This window comes from Saccharibacillus sacchari (assembly GCF_037722395.1).
GTDB lineage: Bacteria > Bacillota > Bacilli > Paenibacillales > Paenibacillaceae > Saccharibacillus > Saccharibacillus sacchari_A.
In genome coordinates, this window is sequence record NZ_JBBKAR010000007.1 from 125,816 (window position 1) to 142,908 (window position 17,093).

Annotated in this window: 13 protein-coding genes; 2 read left to right on the forward strand and 11 right to left on the reverse strand. The window is 53.1% G+C overall.

All coding sequences use genetic code 11. From position 1 onward, the window contains the following. Nucleotides 1–636: 636 nt before the first annotated feature. A complete protein-coding gene (locus WKI47_RS03245) occupies nucleotides 637–1,566 on the reverse strand; it encodes a manganese-dependent inorganic pyrophosphatase (protein WP_340225759.1) in 930 nt (309 codons plus the stop codon). Between the two features lie 192 nt (nucleotides 1,567–1,758). On the opposite strand from WKI47_RS03245, the gene WKI47_RS03250 reads away from it, so the two are divergent. Beyond that, nucleotides 1,759–2,589 (forward strand): CPBP family intramembrane glutamic endopeptidase, encoded by an 831-nt coding sequence (locus WKI47_RS03250; RefSeq protein WP_340225760.1) that lies wholly within the window; start codon nucleotides 1,759–1,761, stop codon nucleotides 2,587–2,589. A 59-nt stretch (nucleotides 2,590–2,648) separates the two neighbouring features. Here WKI47_RS03250 and WKI47_RS03255 read toward each other — a convergent pair whose 3' ends face one another. The 9 genes from WKI47_RS03255 to WKI47_RS03295 all read right to left on the reverse strand — a co-directional run bounded on the left by WKI47_RS03255 (nucleotide 2,649) and on the right by WKI47_RS03295 (nucleotide 15,600). Then, on the reverse strand, nucleotides 2,649–4,427 hold the full coding sequence (locus WKI47_RS03255; RefSeq protein WP_340225761.1) for an alpha,alpha-phosphotrehalase: 1,779 nt from the start codon (nucleotides 4,425–4,427) through the stop codon (nucleotides 2,649–2,651). 606 nt (nucleotides 4,428–5,033) lie between these two features. Further along, nucleotides 5,034–6,335: a glycoside hydrolase family 27 protein gene (locus WKI47_RS03260; protein ID WP_340225762.1), complete on the reverse strand. Its 1,302-nt coding sequence runs from the start codon at nucleotides 6,333–6,335 to the stop codon at nucleotides 5,034–5,036. 213 nt (nucleotides 6,336–6,548) lie between these two features. Next, on the reverse strand, nucleotides 6,549–8,036 hold the full coding sequence (locus WKI47_RS03265; protein WP_340225763.1) for an alpha-N-arabinofuranosidase: 1,488 nt from the start codon (nucleotides 8,034–8,036) through the stop codon (nucleotides 6,549–6,551). A gap of 530 nt (nucleotides 8,037–8,566) precedes the next feature. Further along, on the reverse strand, nucleotides 8,567–10,090 hold the full coding sequence (locus WKI47_RS03270; RefSeq protein ID WP_340225764.1) for an alpha-N-arabinofuranosidase: 1,524 nt from the start codon (nucleotides 10,088–10,090) through the stop codon (nucleotides 8,567–8,569). A 394-nt stretch (nucleotides 10,091–10,484) separates the two neighbouring features. Continuing rightward, on the reverse strand, nucleotides 10,485–11,216 hold the full coding sequence (locus WKI47_RS03275; RefSeq protein WP_340225765.1) for an NADPH-dependent F420 reductase: 732 nt from the start codon (nucleotides 11,214–11,216) through the stop codon (nucleotides 10,485–10,487). Nucleotides 11,217–11,309: 93 nt separating this feature from the next. Beyond that, the gene (locus WKI47_RS03280) at nucleotides 11,310–12,314 is read right to left on the reverse strand and encodes an NAD(P)-dependent alcohol dehydrogenase (RefSeq protein ID WP_340225766.1); all 1,005 of its coding nucleotides are present in this window, start codon (nucleotides 12,312–12,314) and stop codon (nucleotides 11,310–11,312) included. A 72-nt stretch (nucleotides 12,315–12,386) separates the two neighbouring features. Continuing rightward, nucleotides 12,387–12,815, reverse strand: a complete 429-nt coding sequence (locus tag WKI47_RS03285) for a MarR family winged helix-turn-helix transcriptional regulator (protein WP_340225767.1) — start codon at nucleotides 12,813–12,815, stop codon at nucleotides 12,387–12,389. 198 nt (nucleotides 12,816–13,013) lie between these two features. After that, nucleotides 13,014–14,702, reverse strand: a complete 1,689-nt coding sequence (locus WKI47_RS03290; protein WP_340225768.1) for an alpha-glucosidase — start codon at nucleotides 14,700–14,702, stop codon at nucleotides 13,014–13,016. A gap of 112 nt (nucleotides 14,703–14,814) precedes the next feature. Further along, complete coding sequence (locus WKI47_RS03295; protein ID WP_340225769.1) at nucleotides 14,815–15,600, reverse strand: glucose-1-dehydrogenase; 786 nt, start codon at nucleotides 15,598–15,600, stop codon at nucleotides 14,815–14,817. Between the two features lie 226 nt (nucleotides 15,601–15,826). On the opposite strand from WKI47_RS03295, the gene WKI47_RS03300 reads away from it, so the two are divergent. Next, nucleotides 15,827–16,318: a hypothetical protein gene (locus tag WKI47_RS03300; protein ID WP_340225770.1), complete on the forward strand. Its 492-nt coding sequence runs from the start codon at nucleotides 15,827–15,829 to the stop codon at nucleotides 16,316–16,318. A gap of 98 nt (nucleotides 16,319–16,416) precedes the next feature. Here the strand turns inward: WKI47_RS03300 and WKI47_RS03305 are convergent, their stop codons facing one another. Continuing rightward, nucleotides 16,417–16,977 carry a TetR/AcrR family transcriptional regulator gene (locus tag WKI47_RS03305; protein ID WP_340225771.1) on the reverse strand — a complete coding sequence of 187 codons (561 nt, stop codon included), beginning with the start codon at nucleotides 16,975–16,977 and terminating at the stop codon, nucleotides 16,417–16,419. Nucleotides 16,978–17,093: the final 116 nt, after the last annotated feature.

Here is a 17,093-nt window from a genome sequence, read left to right on the forward strand (position 1 = left end):
ATTTCCCGAGGACAAAGGCGAACATTTCATTCCTTCACTGAACTTCCCCCGCCGCCTACGGCCAAGAAAAGGCACACGGCTTTGTAGGGATGGGTAAAAAGCGCTCGGCTGGGTGGCCTCGCTGTTTTTTGCTGGGGAAAGGCAAAGTGCCACATCTGGGCTGGGCTGGGCTGGGCTGGGCTGGGCTGGGCTAACGGATTGTATGTCCTTTACAAGCCCAAATCAACCTCCATCGCGATTTTAACGGATCGCATGTCCGTTAGGCGAGTTTTTTGCCGTTGTTTTCGCAAAAATCAAGCCAATTTCCGTTCTAAGCGTCGCCTCGATCCGTTAAAAATCCGAAACGGTTCCACACTCCCGCTAAGCGTCGTCTCGATCCGTTAAAATGCCGAGCAGCCGGTCCGAGAACGCTACGCGGGCGCTCCGGGCGGCTTTTCCGCTCCGTCGGATTTCCGCGTCCCCGAACAACGAAAGCAAACACGGGACTCCGCGCATCGTTCGTTTTCGTGAACGGCGGCAACTCGCTTTTGCGCATGCAAAAAGCACGGCGAACAGGTCGCCGCGCTTCGCGGTTGTTGCTTATGACGTTCAAGCACTGCTTAACTGCTTAAACGAAGACCGAGCCGAATCCGGATCTTAAGCTTCGAAAGCTTTCGTCAGTACCGGAACGATCTGCGATTTGCGGGAAACGACGCCTTTAAGCAGGGCAGTGTTGTTTTCCAGCGTGACGCCGTAGGCGCGTTCGACCGCATCCGTTTTGCTGCCGAGCGCGAGCGCGACGGAGTCGTTGTTGAGGATGTCGGTGATCGCCAGCACGAACAGGTCCAGGCCTTTGTCCACGATCTTGTCTTTCAACGCGGCTTCGAGTTCGGCTTGTTGCTCCAGCACTTCGTTCACGTCCACGGCGTTGATTTGCGCGATTTCGACTTTGCTGCCGCCCATCGTGAATTCTTTGGCGTCGATAGAAATCAGGTCTTGCGCCGTTTTGCCGCTCAGGTCCGCGCCGGCTTTGAGCATGTCGAGGCCGTAGACGTCGAGGTCGACGCCCGCGATCGCCGCCAGTTCTTTCGCTGCCGCCACGTCTTGCTCGGTGCAGGTCGGCGATTTGAACAGCAGGGAGTCGGATACGATCGCCGAAGCCATCAGGCCCGCGATTTCTTTGCGAATTTCGATTCCGTTCTCTTTGTAGAGCTTGTTCAGGATGGTTGCGGTGCAACCTACAGGCTCGGCGCGGTAGTACAGCGGGTGAGCCGTCTCGAAGTTCGCGATCCGGTGGTGGTCGATAACTTCAAGCACATGCGCGTCGGCGATATCGACAGCGCTTTGTTGGCTTTCGTTATGGTCGACCAAAATAACGCCTTCCGATTGGTCGGCTACCGTCTCCACGAGACGGGGAGCTTCGACGCCGAAATGCTTCAGCGCGTATGCCGTTTCGCCGTTCACTTCGCCCAGACGGACCGCTTCCGCATCCACGCCGAGCTGCTTTTTCAATTCCGCGTACGCGATCGCCGATGCGATCGTGTCCGTATCCGGATTTTTATGACCGAAAACCAATACCTTTGCCATGGTTTAACGCCTCCTTGAATTTAACTCCTGAATTCCGATGCTAATTATATCATTAATTTCAGAACGGAAACATCTTAATGTTCACGGTTCAGTAAAATTTATGCGGGACGACACGGTTTAAACGTAAAACATTCTGCCGTAAGATCGAGAGGAATCGATAAGTATCGGCCGATCCGGTCAGGAGGAACATTCATGATCCTAACAAAACGCTCGAAAAAACCGTCCGGCCGCAACCGTTCCGGCACCTCCGGCCTTTTTTTCCTGCTAGTCGTCGGCTTGAGCCTGCCTTTTTGGCTGCTTGGCGAATGGATGGCGCTGCAAATGCTGCCGGATTTGCCGATCGACGCGCTTATGGTAATCTGTCCGGCCGCCGCTGCTTTGATCCTAACTGATCGGCAACAAGGCAAAGCCGCGCTGATCCGGTTGCTGCGCAGCGGGACCGATTGGGCAAGCGTGCGACCCAAAGTTCGATATGTGCCGATTCTGCTTACCATGCCCGCCGTCAGTCTGCTGGCTTTTTGCTGGCTTAGGTGGTCCGGTGTCGACGTCCCGCTTCCGCATTTTACGATGATGCAATTCCTGATTTACCTGCTGCTGTTCACGGTCGGCTCCTGGTGCGAAGAGATCGGCTGGACCGGCTATGCGACCGAACCTCTTATGCGCCGTTTCGGCGTTTTCGGCACGAGTCTTGTTCTCGGGTTGTTTTCGGTCGCTTATCATCTGATTCCGCTGCTGCAAGTCGGGGGGTCGGCCGAATGGATCTTCTGGTGGTCTTGCGGTACGATTGCGCTGCGTGTTCTGATGGCGAAACTATATCTGATTTCCGGCCGCAGCTTGGTATCCGCGATCCTTTTTCATATGACGATCAATATGACTTGGCAATTGTTCCCGATCAACGGCTCTTATTACGATCCGGCCGTCACGTCCGTTCTGGTTGTGCTGTTCGCGATTGGCATCGCCGTATATTACGGGCCGCATAGGCCAAGCCGGCACAAAGCGGATTCCGTCTCCGATTCCGACTGAGCGGACTTGGCATGAGCCTGACAACGAATCTTTTTTCGCACTTCCGAACCGAACAGGGTTTATTCCGTCCCGGCCGGCTTCAACCCGCCGAAAATGATCGCTTCGTACGGCCGGAGCTTGCGCGGGATGATGCCGGAAGCGCGGCGGGAAGCGTTGAGCGTGCCTGCGTCCGTCTTGTCCGTTTCCGCTGTCGCTGCCGTTCTCGCGGCTTCCGCGTCCGTCTCGTAATTGCCCAGCAACCGGTACGCCGACTCCGTGCACACGCCGACGTCTTCGGGCAGTTCGAACTCCGCTTCTTTTTCGGAAAAGTTCAGCAGCACCAATCCCTGGCTTGCATGATTGCGGCGAATGTAGGCGAACACCTGCTCATGCTCCTCCAGGATCGGCACGTACTCGCCATGCACGATCACCTCCGCATGTTCGCGGCGTATCGCGATCAGGCTGCGGTAATAGTTGAGGATGGAATGCGGATCGTTTTCTTGAGCCTGCACGTTGATCGTCGCATGGTTGCCGTTGACCGGCATCCACGGCGTTCCCGTCGAAAAGCCCGCATTGGCCCCGTCGTCCCACTGCATCGGGGTGCGCGCGTGGTCCCTCGTTCCCGACAGCACCTTTTTCTCGACCTCCGCCGGATCTTCGCCGTTCGCGATTCGGAAATCGTAATAATGGCGCGCCATCTGATCGTCCAACTGCTCCACCGACTCGAACGGGTAATCCGTCATGCCGATCTCTTCGCCCTGGTAAATGAACGGCGTGCCCCACAGCGTATGCACGAGCGTCGCCAGCATTTTCGCGGATTCCGCATGGTATTTGCCGTCGTTGCCAAAATGCGACACCGTGCGGGGATGGTCGTGGTTGCTCGCGAACAGCCCGAACCAACCGACATTGAGCAGTTCTTTTTCCCAACGCGTCACGATTTCTTTCAACTCGGTCAGTTTCCAGTCGCGGCTTTTGAACGAATCGTTCGGATCGGTTCCAATACTCGGCGATTCCATCATGAAGATCATGTTCAATTCGCGGCGATCCGGGTGCGTGTAGCGCGCCACGTCGTCCATCGACACCATCGACGCTTCGCCGACCGTGATGATGCCTTCTTTATGGGAAAAGCCTTTTTCGTTCAGCTCGCGCAGATACTCGTGGACGTTGGGGCCGTTTTTGAAATGTTTGTAGCCGCTGCCTTCCATCTTGCTTTCGTCCGTGTCCGGGAGACTGCTGTCTTTGGAAATTACGTTGATCGCGTCGAGCCGGAATCCGTTCACGCCTTTGTCGATCCAGTAACGCACCATCTTTTGAATCTCTTCGCGCACTTTCGGATTGTCCCAGTTGAGGTCGGGCTGCTTTTTATTGTAAAGGTGCAAGTAATATTCGTCGCTGCCTTCGTCGTACGTCCAGGCGCTGCCGCCGAGGTAAGAGGTCCAGTTGTTCGGCGGTTGACCGTCTTTTTCGCCTTTGCGCCAGATATAGTAGTCGCGGTATGGGTTATCTTTGGAGCTGACCGCGCGCTTGAACCAGCGGTGCTCGTCGGACGTATGGTTCAGCACGAGGTCCATCCAGAGATCCATGCCGCGGGCTTGCGTCTCGCGCAGCAGCTCCTCCCAATCTTCCATCGTGCCCATCATCGGGTCGATCTCGCGCTGATTCGCCACGTCGTACCCCTGATCGACGCGCGGCGACTCGTACACGGGACCGAGCCAGATCGTATCGACGCCGATCGACTTGATGTAGTCCAGACGGGAAACGATGCCTTGAATATCGCCGTTGCCGTCCCCGTTCGAATCCTGGAAGCTGCGGGGGAAGATCTGGTAAACGACTTTTTCTTTCCATGATTCGTGCTGCATAGAGATAGCCCCTTTCGGTGAAGCAAAAGATGGCGTGTCGGGCGTAAGCTTGAGGCGCCGCAAAAAAACGCGCAAAGGCTTTCGTACGCAAACAACGCGGTGAAAAAGATTTACCCGGCAAGGGCGAGTCTCCAATCAGCGAGTATTTAAAATTTGAAAAGTTCGGGATAAGGAACGAAAAAGGAACAGGCTGCGGACTTGCGGGGCTTAAGCGAATCGCGGGAAGATTGGAGATTTCGGGAGACGCGGGAAAAGCGGGATTCATGGGGATTGCGGAAGTTGTGGGAATTTCGGGAGCCCGGGGGAGCTGAAAATCAAAAATAAGTGCCGGAATGCACTTATTTTCCGAAAATCATGCGCTTATTCGGAAATAAGTGCTCATATGCAATTAATTGAACGCAGATCGAGCCAAAGCGAGCAAATCGATGAATTTAATTGCATTCCGGCGCTTATTTTCGAAAAAAGCGTAGAACCCAGCGGAATAAGTGCATATGAGCATTTATTTTGAAAAAGCAGATGAAAGTGCAGAAGGCAGGAAAAGAAAACCGCGCAAACGCCTCGCGAAGCAAATAGACAGGCGCCGAAGCGGCCTGGGCGGTCGGCGCTTTACAGCGCCGCGCCGACCGCGTACAGCAGGCTGCCATGCGGCGGGAGTTCCGCCCGCAGCACGCCTTCCGGCGCGGCTATATGCTGCCGCGCCCACAGATCGCGGACGCGCGCATCCGGCGCGGAAGCGATCTCGCCCAGGGGCAGGGAAAGCTCGGCAGGCTCGTCGCCGAGATTGAACAAGCCCAGGTTCAAGCCGCCGTCCGGGCGGCGCGAAGTCCAGATCCGGATGCCGTCCGGATCGCCTGCGCGCGGCGGCAGCGGGCGCGGGTCGGAGCCGCCTTGCGAGACGGCCAGCACTTCGTCGTTGGTGAGCAGCGACAAGGTCCACTCGTCGTTGCTGCGCAGTTCGCCGCCGAACATGAGCGGCGAGCGGAACAGGCTCCACAAGGTCATCATCGTGACCTGCTCATCGCGGGTAAAGCGCGTCATGCGGTCTTCGTCACCGCCGTCGACGCTGCGGATGCCGATCCGCCCGAGCGGCAGCATGTCGCAATCGGGGAAATGCCCCGCGCCCACATGCGGCGCCCACGCTTCGCAGCGCTCGAACATGCCGCGCAGCAGGAACCAATGGTCCCAATAATCGTCGGTCATGCGCCACAGATTGGCGTTGGCGACCAGATGCTCCGCTTTGTCGACATGCGCCGGGCCGGGCGACAGGCTGAGTACCATGTCTCGGCCGCTGTTTTCGATCGCGCGGCGGATCAATTCGACTTCGCCCGCATGGTAGCCGTACAGTCTGGAATCGGCGATATCGTCGACTTTCACGTAGTCGACGCCCCAATCCGCATACAAAGCAAACAAGGAATCATAATATTCCTGCGCCCCTTCTTTGTCCGGATCGACGCCGTACATGTCCGTGTTCCACGGACAAATCGAATTCGTGTGCGCGATCTGCCGCGCCGTGGCGTCCGTGCCAAGCAGCTTCGTATCGGCGTGAACGGCCTGACGCGGAATGCCTCGCATGATATGAATGCCGAATTTCAGGCCCAGCCCGTGCACGTAGGCTGCCAGCTCGCGGAACCCGCCCCCGTCGGCCGCCGAAGGAAAGCGGTTCGCCGCCGGGATCAGCCGCGAATACTCGTCCATCTCCAGCGGCACGAACGGGCGGTAACGGGAGGAATACGCTTGTGGCTCATACCATTGAATATCGACGACGACGTATTCCCAACCGTTCTTTTTGAGATGCTCTGCCATATAATCCGCGTTGCCTCGAACTTCTTCTTCCGTCACGCTCGCGCCGTAGCAATCCCAACTGTTCCAGCCGAGCGGCGGCGTCTGCGCGTATCCGTGATGCTTCATATTCATTGTTCCTCTCTTTCTCTTCTATTGGATGTTCGCCCTAGATGTCCGTCTTACAAGCACAAAATTCCCTAACGATTGTATGCCCGAGTACGGATAAGGCGAAACGGACGACGGTTTTTCCGGCGTCCGTTTTTTCCGCTGTATTCGCTTGAAACGTATAGGCTTTAGGTACGTTTTTAACGCACGCAATCTTACTTTTAAGTCAAGCCATTAGCCTTTGATCGTCAGTACCGTGACCGACATCGGAGGCAGCGTCACGTCGAGCGTGCCGTTTGCGCCGCGCGCGAATCCGTCAAAGTCCGTCGGCGCGATCGTTTCCGGCTGCTTGAACGTGTTATGTGCCTGCATGTCGCCGGAAGTCAGCACGCGCCCGCTTACCTGACCTTCCGCTCCGATACCGCGCAGATCCAGCTTCACGCTCGCGCTCTCCGTCGTGCTGATATTGCACAAGCTGATATGCACGTCGCCGTTTTTTCTCGATGCGGACACGCTCACTTGCGGCAGCGTCTCCCCGTTCACCGAGTAGTCGGCGCTGTCCACGGACATTTGCAGCACATCGGCATCCTGATGCACTTTGAACATTTCGAACACATGATACGTCGGCGTCAGCAGCATTTTGTCGCCTTCCGTCAGGATCATCGCTTGCAACACGTTGACCATCTGCGCGATATTCGTCATTTTCACCCGTTCGTGATGTTTATGGAAAATATGCAGATGCAGCCCGGCCACGAGCGCGTCGCGCAGCGAGTTTTGCTGATACAGGAAGCCCGGGTTCGTGCCCGGCTCGCTCAGGAACCATGTGCCCCACTCGTCGACGATCAGCGCCACTCTTTTTTCCGGGTCGTATTTGTCCATGATCGTCGAATGGCGGGTAATCAGCTCGTCCATATGCAGCGACTTTTTCATCACTTCGAACCAGCCGGCTTCGTCGAAGCCCAGCGCCGGTTTCTTTTCTTCCCAACTGCCTTCCATCGTGTAGTAGTGCAAGCTGAGTCCGTCCATATGGCGTCCGGCTTCGCGCATCAGCACTTCCGTCCAATGGTAATCGTCGACGTTCGGTCCGCCCGCGATCTTGAACAGCTTGTTGTCGCCGTAGTTGCGCGAATACGTCTGGTAGCGGCGATATTCGTCGGCATAATACTCCGCGCGCATATTGCCGCCGCAGCCCCAGTTTTCGTTGCCGACGCCGAAGTATTTCAGTTTCCACGGCTTCTCGCGACCATTCTCCTGACGCCATTTTGCCATCGGAGATTCGCCGTCGAATGTCATATACTCCACCCATTCGGACATCTCCTGCACCGAGCCGCTGCCCACGTTGCCGCAGATATAAGGCTCGGTCTCCAGCAATTCGCACAAACGGAAAAACTCATGCGTGCCGAAATGGTTGTTTTCCACGACTCCGCCCCAATGCGTGTTGACCATGCGAGCGCGTCCTTCGCGCGGACCGACACCGTCTTTCCAATGGTACTCGTCCGCGAAACAACCTCCCGGCCAGCGAAGTACCGGAATGCTCAGGTTTTTCAGCGCTTGCAGCACGTCTTTGCGGATGCCGTCGACGTTGGGCGTGTCCGAATCTTCCCCGACCCACATGCCTTCGTAAATACAGCGTCCCAGATGCTCCGCGAACTGCCCGTAAATATTGCGATCGATCTTGCCCAACAATACGTCGGCGTTTACCACTACGGATGCTTTCGTCATTGAAATTCCTCCTTCGGAATCTATGTAAAATCAGACTTGAACAGGGTTAAAAAAGTCGATGTTGCTCCAAAAAAAGTCTCGCAACTCGAAAATTCGCGACCTTTGCGAATTTAGCTGCCTTCACTTCACTAACTTCGCTTCACGACCTTCGCCACTCGCGCCTCATCGCTGCTAATGTGTTCAAAACATCAACAATTTTCGCTTGAAACGAGACTTCGCCGGAAAATGTGAGCATTCGGTCAACAATTCAGCCTTCATACGCCGAAAAGCTCCATCTCCTGCTGAAAATCCGAGCAAAACGTCAACATTTCCAGCCAAACAGCGATTTACACCGATAAATGCGAGCATTTGGTCAACATTCACCTCAACTCCCCAAACAAACCAACAGGAACGGCCCGGCAGCGCTTCGCGGATTCCGAAGCGATTGCCGAATCGTTCCTTGCTTGGGCTGTGGGTAGGCTGTGACTCGGGCATTATTGCGCTTTATCGGACTTGATCTTTATTGAAAACTTTGCTTTCAGCGAACCGGATCAGCCGCGTTTGCGCAGACGGATCACGTTCCAGGAAGCTTTCGCCAGACGCCCCGTGACGACGCCGTCTTTCAACTCGGAAGCGCCGCGGTTATGCGGAGCGACTTTCTCGCTGTCGGCCGTGTTGACGGCTTTGAGGTCGTCATTTTCCAATACGATATGTTCCTCGATGGCGTACCCTTCGAAGCTGCGCACGTCGCAAGTCAGATCCAGCGATTCGGTCAGGTGACGGTTGAGCGCGAAGATGGTGAGCGTGTCTTCTTCTTCGTTGTGCACGACGGCGGTGTCCAGATACGGCACGTCCGTATAGTCTTTCGCGTCGTACTTCGGCGAATCGACAACCGGCTTGAGCGAGACGCCGCGGCCGTAGATCGAAGCATGCAGGTACGGATAGTAGATCGTTTGTTTCCACGCACGTCCGCCGTCTTCGGTCATGATCGGCGCGATTACGTTGACCAATTGAGCCAGGCAGGCCGATTTGACGCGGTCCGCGCGGCGCAGGAACGTCATCAGCATGCTGCCGACAAGCAAAGCGTCTTCGAAGTTGTACACGTCTTCAAGCTGCGGCGGCGCCACGGTCCACGGATTGCGGTCGATTTTCGCGTCCGCTTCGTTGGAATGGTACCAGACGTTCCATTCGTCGAAGCTGAGCTTCATCGTTTTTTTGCTGCGTTTTTTCGCTTTGATGAAGTCCGTGGTCGAGATGACCGTATGGATAAAGTGGTCCATGTCCATCCCGCGCGCCAGGTAGTTGGCCGAGTCGTTGTCGCGGTTGCCGTAGTATTGGTGCAGCGAGATAAAGTCGGCTACCTCGTACGTGTGATCCAGCGTTTCCGCTTCCCACGACGGGAACGTCGGCATGCCGGTGCTGGAGCTGCCGCACGACACGAGCTCGATCGACGGATCGATCAGGCGCATCGCTTTGCCCGTTTCCAGAGCCAGGCGTCCGTATTCTTCCGCCGTTTTGTGTCCGATCTGCCACGGCCCGTCCATTTCGTTGCCCAGACACCACATTTTGATGTTGTGCGGCTCGGCGAATCCGTGCTGCTTGCGCAGATCGCTGTAGCGGCTTCCGCCCGGATGGTTGCAGTATTCGACCAGGTTACGCGCCGCGTCGATGCCGCGCGTACCCAGGTTAACCGCCATCATCACGTCGGTGCCGGCGTCTTTGGCCCAGCGCATAAATTCGTTCGTGCCGACGTAGTTGGGTTCCAGCGTTCTCCACGCCAGTTCCAGACGCTTCGGACGGTCTTCGACCGGACCTACGCCGTCTTCCCAATCGTAGCCCGATACGAAGTTACCGCCCGGATAACGCACGATCGGCACTCTCAGGTCGCGAATCAGTTGCTTTACATCGTTACGGAAACCGTGCTCGTCCGCCGTCGGATGCCCCGGATCGTAGATTCCTCCGTACACGGCCCGACCGAGATGCTCGATAAACGACCCGTAAATCCGCTCGTCGATCTCCGAAATGCGAAACGATTTGTCGACGATCATTCTGGCTTTCAGGTTAGATGCTGTCATGATGCTTATTCATCCTTTCCATCTGCATAATAATGAAGGTTCGCTTCCGGTGAAACGCTTACATTTAGCGCTGACAGGGTACTGTCATCGAACCGTAAATCCAGACGATCGTTTATGTACTCGGACAGTAGGATATACGGATGGAGGAACCTTTACGCCCCACTTTATCACGCCTATATCAGCAAGTCAATTATTATATGAATAATTAATGTTTATATTAATAATTAGAAGGATTCAGGATTTTTTATAAGAATTCAAGCTTTTTTGGGGATATTATAAAGATCGGTTAGAAGATATACTTTATTCTTTCTGCATGTTACACACATAAAAAGCAGCTTCCGGCAAAGGCCAGAGGCTGCTTTTTATATGATCAATTCATGCTAAGATTTTTGATTCAAGAATTATATATTTCTCTATTTGTTCGAACAACATCTTCATGGGATAAATCGGCTGTAGCACTTAAGAAACTCTTCATTACTTTTTCTCGCATACGTGGCGATTTTTCTTTATTCGCTTTTTTCAAAGCTTCCATTAATTCATCTTTTGTCAACTCTGTACAATATGCTGGAGTTCCCGGTTGTTGTCTCCAAGATTCGCTTAAAGAACCACTATCTACACTATCAAAACCCAATTCACTAACAATATCCATAATAACCTTTTTTTGATCATCGCGATCTCCAGCAACTGTTATTGCGATACGTCCGTCGGTACCTTTGGCAGTTCCTCCATTTTTCAAGGTGAGTGCCAATAAGTTGTTAAACGTTTTGATGATCGGTCTGCCTAATTGTTTGGAAACCCAAACGCTTTCAACCATACCTTTCTCAATCTCTTCAATCTGAGTATCTCTTTCAGGATAGTAATTGGATGTATCTACCACAATTACTTCTTCACTAACTTTACTTACAATAGATTTAATACTTGGAAGTGCATGCAAAGGGATTGAAGCGATAAGCACATCAATGTCTTTAACTACATCTTCTACGCTCACACGTTCACCTACAACGTCTTTTCCTTCCAAACGTTCAATTCCGCGAACATCTGCAATTTTGACATCATATCCGTTATTAACCAACTTCTCAGCAAGCACAGAGCCTATATTACCTACACCAATTATTCCGAATTTCATTTATATTCCTCCTATAAATTATTTTTAGACACTTTGCCATCACTTTTCAAAACGCAAGTAGATGCTCTACGCTCTACATCTGTCGGATTAACGTTAGTGACTCATAACAACCTTTCCGAAGTAATTCCCCTGACCCATATAGGAAATAGCTGCAAGCGCATCATTAAACGGAAAAATGCGATCAATAACTGGACGCAGTTGATGGGCTTCGATTACACGGTTCATATTCTCGAAATCACTTCTACTGCCTCCCCCTACGGTACGCAACGTCGCACCGCTAGAAGTAAAGTCAAGGAGATTCATGCCGACTGTAGTGTGCGCGATATGTCCAACAAGCGAAATTACGCCACGATATGCGACTGCTTTGATCGACTGAGCGATCGTTCCTGCCCCACCAACCTCTACAATCAAATCAGCTCCGCGGCCGTTGGTGAGCTGCCGCACTTGAGCACCCCAATCCGGCGTAGTCGCATAGTTGATTACGTCGCTTGCACCAAGCTGAATCAATTGCTCTACCTTAGCATCCTTGGATGTTGTGGCGATCACACGAGCTCCCAAGGCACGAGCAAATTGAAGGGCAAATATCGATACGCCGCCGGTTCCTTGAATTAATACCGTATCCCCCGCGCCAATGCCTGCGACGGCCGACCAAGCGGTAACTGCAGCGCAGGGTAAAGTTGCTGCCTCAGTGAATTCCAGATGCTCTGGCATCATCACCAAACCTTGTTGGTCAATCACGGCGTACTCTCTTAGCCACCCGTCGAGATGCGTATGGTATAAGAGACCGGGTTCACGTTGCTGTCCTCCGAACCACGTAGGTTGAAACGAGTTTATTACACGGTCTCCGATCTTGAATCGTGTTACACCCAGACCAACCTCCTCGATAATACCTGCGCCATCGGATAAAGGAACACGACCGACAGGGACTGGATAGCGACCATCCAGCATGAACAGATCACGTGCATTAAAAGAACTCGCTTTTACGCGCATCAAAACCTGACCAACAGCCGGTTTCGGCCTCGGTTCCTCAACAAGCTCGATTCTACCTGATTCAGACATCTTGAACGATTGCATTTTTGTTTCTGTAGACATTGCCATATTTATCGTTCCTTTCTTGGATCGTTAATTCAAAATTTATTTAGCATGCTAAATATATACGCAAGAGAAGACTCAAAATAAGTCGTTCTCCATCTGCTTCAGTAGTTTCCTAAGGAGTGAGCGATCATTCGGCAGAATAGAATGCAACAGCTTTTTTTGTTGCTGTTCCCATTTTAATGTCACCGGTGCTTCTAATTCCCTTCCTCTTTCGGTAAGGAAAATTCGCATTATCCTAGCATCATCCTTATCTTTTATGCGATAAATAAATCCATTTTGCTCTAAAGAGCGGACCATGTTCGTCACTGTAGGAGGTTCACACTTTAGATATTCACATAACTGCATTTGTGTTACTCCATCGCCGCCTAACCACAAACGAGAAAGTAAATTATCTTGGCCTACGTAAAGATTTAGTTCCCTCAGAGCTTCGCTGTAATCCCGACGCATCTTAGCAGAAATTCTATCTAAGGTTTGACGAATGTCACATTCTAAATTATTTTTCATTAGGATGCCTCTTCTGCTGTAATATATTTAGCATACTAAATATATTACTTTGAATTTTTTTTGTCAACATAGTCTTCTATTTAAACATTTCTCTCCAAGATGCGTATTCTATACATCCCATTTGCATTTTATAGACAAAAGAGCTTCGCCACGAAAGACAACGAAGCTCTAGAAATTTAAGTAATGAATTGCGATACTTTACCCTAACCGATAAATCGCCGCCTCATAAGGCCGCAGCTCAAAGTCGCTTCCCTGCGTCACGCCCGGTTCGTAGTTGCCGAACAGGAACTCGCGCGGACGCTCGCACAGCCGATCCGGGCATTTGAACGTTGGCGTCTCCGCAAAAAAGTTCAATACGATCAATAGCGTCTCGTCTTCGTGCGTGCGCGTATAGGCGAAAATATGCGGGTCGAGCGGCAGCAGCAGGCGATACTCGCCGTACAGCAGCGTCTGGCTCACCTTACGCAGCTCGATCAGCTTTTTATAGTAGTGAAAGATCGAATCCGGCTTGCTGACCGCCGCTTCGACGTTGATCTCCTCGTAACCCGGCGCCAGCCCGATCCACGGCTGCCCGCTCGTGAAGCCGGCGTTCGCGGAGTCGTCCCACTGCATCGGCGTGCGACCGGCATCGCGGGTATTGCGCTTCGCCAGACGAAGCGCTTCGTCTTCTTCGATGCCGCTTTCGCTGGCGTGTTCGAGGAAATTCAGCGTTTCTTCGTCGCGGAAATCGCCGACCGTCTCGAAGCCGCCGCCGATCATGCCCAGCTCCTCGCCTTGATAGATGGCCGGCGTGCCTTCGAGCGTCATCAGCAGCGTTGCCAGCATTTTGGCCGACAGCTCGCGGTACTCGCCCGTATGGCCGAACCGTGCAACGGAGCGCGGTTGGTCGTGGTCGGCCAGATTGTTGGCATTCCAGCCGTAACCGTGCAGCACCGTTTGCCAATGGCTGATGGATTGCTTGATATCGAGCAGCGTCCACGTTTTGTCTGTCCAGCGGCCGATGCCCTGCGACGAATGCGACAGCAGCAGGTGGTCGGAGTTCAGCACCATATTCGCTTTGCCCGGCTCGTCGCTGATCGCATCGAGCGTCTGCGACGGATCGAGCCCGGCCGCCTCGCCGATCGCGACGATATCGTATTCCTCGCCGATTTCTTCATATAAACGCTTGACGATGCCGTTGACTTTGTCCAGGCTGGAAAACATCTGATACGCCCGCTCCACCGGCATATGCTGCGCGTTTCCCGTATCCTCGTCGTCGTGGCCTTCCGTTTTGACGATATGGGCGATCGAGTTGAAATGGAACCCGTCCACCCCTTTGTCCGCCCAAAACTTCACGATCTGGTACGCTTCTTCGCGCACCTTCTCGTTATCCCAATTGAGATTCGGTTGGCGATGGCTGTATAGGTGCATATAATATTCTTCCGTATCGGCATCGAATTCCCAGACGGAACCGCCGAAGTACGAGCCCCAGTTGTTCGGGAAGCCGGAGCCCCGTCCTTCGCGCCAGATATAATAGTTGCGTTTGTCGTTTTTCTTGGACGCACGCGATTCTTCGAACCAAGGATGCTCATTGGAGGTATGGTTGAACGGCATCTCCAGCATGATCTTCATGCTTCGGGCATGCGCTTCCTCCAGCAAACGGTCAAAATCGTCCATCGTACCGAATTTGTCCATGATCTTGCGGTAGTCGCGAATATCGTACCCGCCTTCATGGTCGGGCGAATCGTAGACAGGCGTCAGCCATAGTACGTCCACGCCCAGCTCCTGCAAATAATCCAGCTTCGAGATGATTCCTGCCAAATCCCCGACACCGTCGCCGTTTGCGTCCATAAAGCTTTTCGGATAGATCTCGTAAACAACGCTTTCTTTCCACCATTTCGGATTCATGCGTGCTCCTCCTTCCGATTCGCGAACCAAAAGAAGCGGAAAGGTCTGCCCTATAACCAGACGACTTTCCGCTTCCCCTCATTTACATTCAATACTTCAGGGCGATACACCTTTATCCTTTTCCGCCTTGGAACGAAGGATATTTGGTCATGCCTCCGTCGGCAAACAGCGTGATACCCGTCACGTAGCTGGATTCCGACGACGCGAGCCAGGCGGCCACCGCAGCAATCTCCTCGGGCTCTCCGACGTATCCCATCGGGATCATGCTTTCCACCTGTTTTTTCTGCTCGGGATCTTCGAATTTCTTTTTGTTGATCGGCGTATTGATGGCACCGGGGCCGATCGAGTTGACCCGAATGCCCTTGGGTGCATACTCCAGCGCCAGCGTCTCGGTCATCATCTTGACTCCGCCTTTGCTCGCCGCGTAATGCACGAAGTGAGGCCATGGAATGATCTCGTGGACGCTGGACATGTTGATGACCGTGCCTTTGACGCCGTGCTCCAGCATATAGGCGATCGCCTCGCGGCTACCCAGAAAATAACCCGTCAAATTCAGCTCAATCACCTTGTTCCAGTCATCGAGCGATAACTTGTGCGACTCGACTTCGTTTTCTTTACCGGCATTGTTGATCATGATATCAAGGCTACCGAATTTATCGTGCGCAGCCTGAATCAGCTTCTTCACGCCATCCTCTTCCGAGGTGCTGGCCTGAACGGTAATCGCTTGGCCACCCGCCTGCTCGATGTCCTTCACCATGTCTTCGATACCTTCGTTGTTACTGTGGTAGTTGATCACGACGTTGGCTTTCTCGCGGCCGAGCCGCAGAGCGATCGACTTGCCGAGGCCCGATGCGGCTCCGGTCACGATCACCGTTTTTCCTTCCAGGTCCGGATACATAACCATCCCTCCTTCTTCTTATTTGTACACGTTTGGGCTGTCACAGAAACTCTATTTTTGCTATCGCTTTTTTTAAAAAAATCCCCCGAAGTTAAGCTTGGGTTAAGATTCGGGGTTTATAGTAAAAATAGAAAGAAGCAACAAACTACCAAACACGCAAACAGAAGGCCGACCTCCATATAGCAAAAAACGATATTCAACAAAGCGAAGAAAGCGAGGAATTTGTATGAAAACCATGAGAAAAAACAATGCGAAAAGCACGCAGCCCCGAACCTTGAGCGCGGCGTCCGAACTTCCGGTCAAAAAAAGCATCAATCTGAAACGGATCTGGATCATCGGCACGCTCGCGCTCGGCATCACGCTGGGAAGCGGACTTGCCGGAGGCAAGGTGGAAGCCGAAGCCGTTTACCGCGAGACGCCTCCTTCGTCCAGCGACGAAACGACGAACAAACCGAACGCCTTCCTGTACGCGCTCGGCGCGCAAAACGAGCAGGCCGTTTATGATCTGATGTACGAAGGTCTGTCGCTGCGAGAAATCGCCGTCCTCGGCGGAGGCAGCGAAGACGAACTGGCCTCCCTGCAAGTCCGCGAGTTGGAACAGCAGTTGGAACAACGGCTGGCCGACGGCCAAATCACCAAGGAAGCTTACATAGCGTACAAGGCCGAACTGCCTGAGATTATCTCGGCGAGCCTGTCGTCGAGTATGGAAAGCTTGTGATTCTGACGTACACTCTAACCACATAGACCGCTCCAAGCGCGCAACGAAGACTCCCTTTTCTTTTTTGAAAAAGGAGTCTTTTTTAACGTTCGTTTCTTCTATTCCTCCAACTTGAGCAGCAGCTGTTCGAGCCGCAGCGACATCCCCGTCGGCTCCTCCTCCATCCCGCGCTCGATCCAATTCTGGATAACCCCGAACACGCCCGACACGATAAACAAACTTTCCGTTTCTTCGAATACCGTCGGCGGATGGCTTAATGCCCGCTCGGTCAATATTTCTTGAAGCACTTTGGTTTTGAAAAAGTCTTTGAACGTATTCGGCGTGAGCAGCGTGTTTTCGGGATCGGCCAGCATGCGGAACAGCGTTCGGTTTTCGTAGATGTAGTCGGTGAGTTTTCGGATAAAATGGACGACGCCGCGGCGATCCTGTATCGGAAAAGACTCGTCGTACAGCTGATCCATCCGTTCCAACATCTCTTTCTCGATTTCTTCATACAGCGCGTAAATGTCCTGGTAATGCAAATAAAACGTCCCTCTGCCGATATTGGCCCGCTCCGTGATTTGGAGAATCGTGATTTTGGAGATGGTTTTGGTATCCAGCAAGGTCAAAAAAGCTTGTTTGATCGCTGCTTTTGTTCGAGTCGCCCGTCGGTCTGCCACGCTTTTCCTCCTTTGTTTCTATACAATTCGGACGCCGCTGTTCAGTAATGGACACAATCGGCGAATCCGCTATATTTTAATTTTTCTCCGCTTCCTACAATAAAGAAAACCGACAC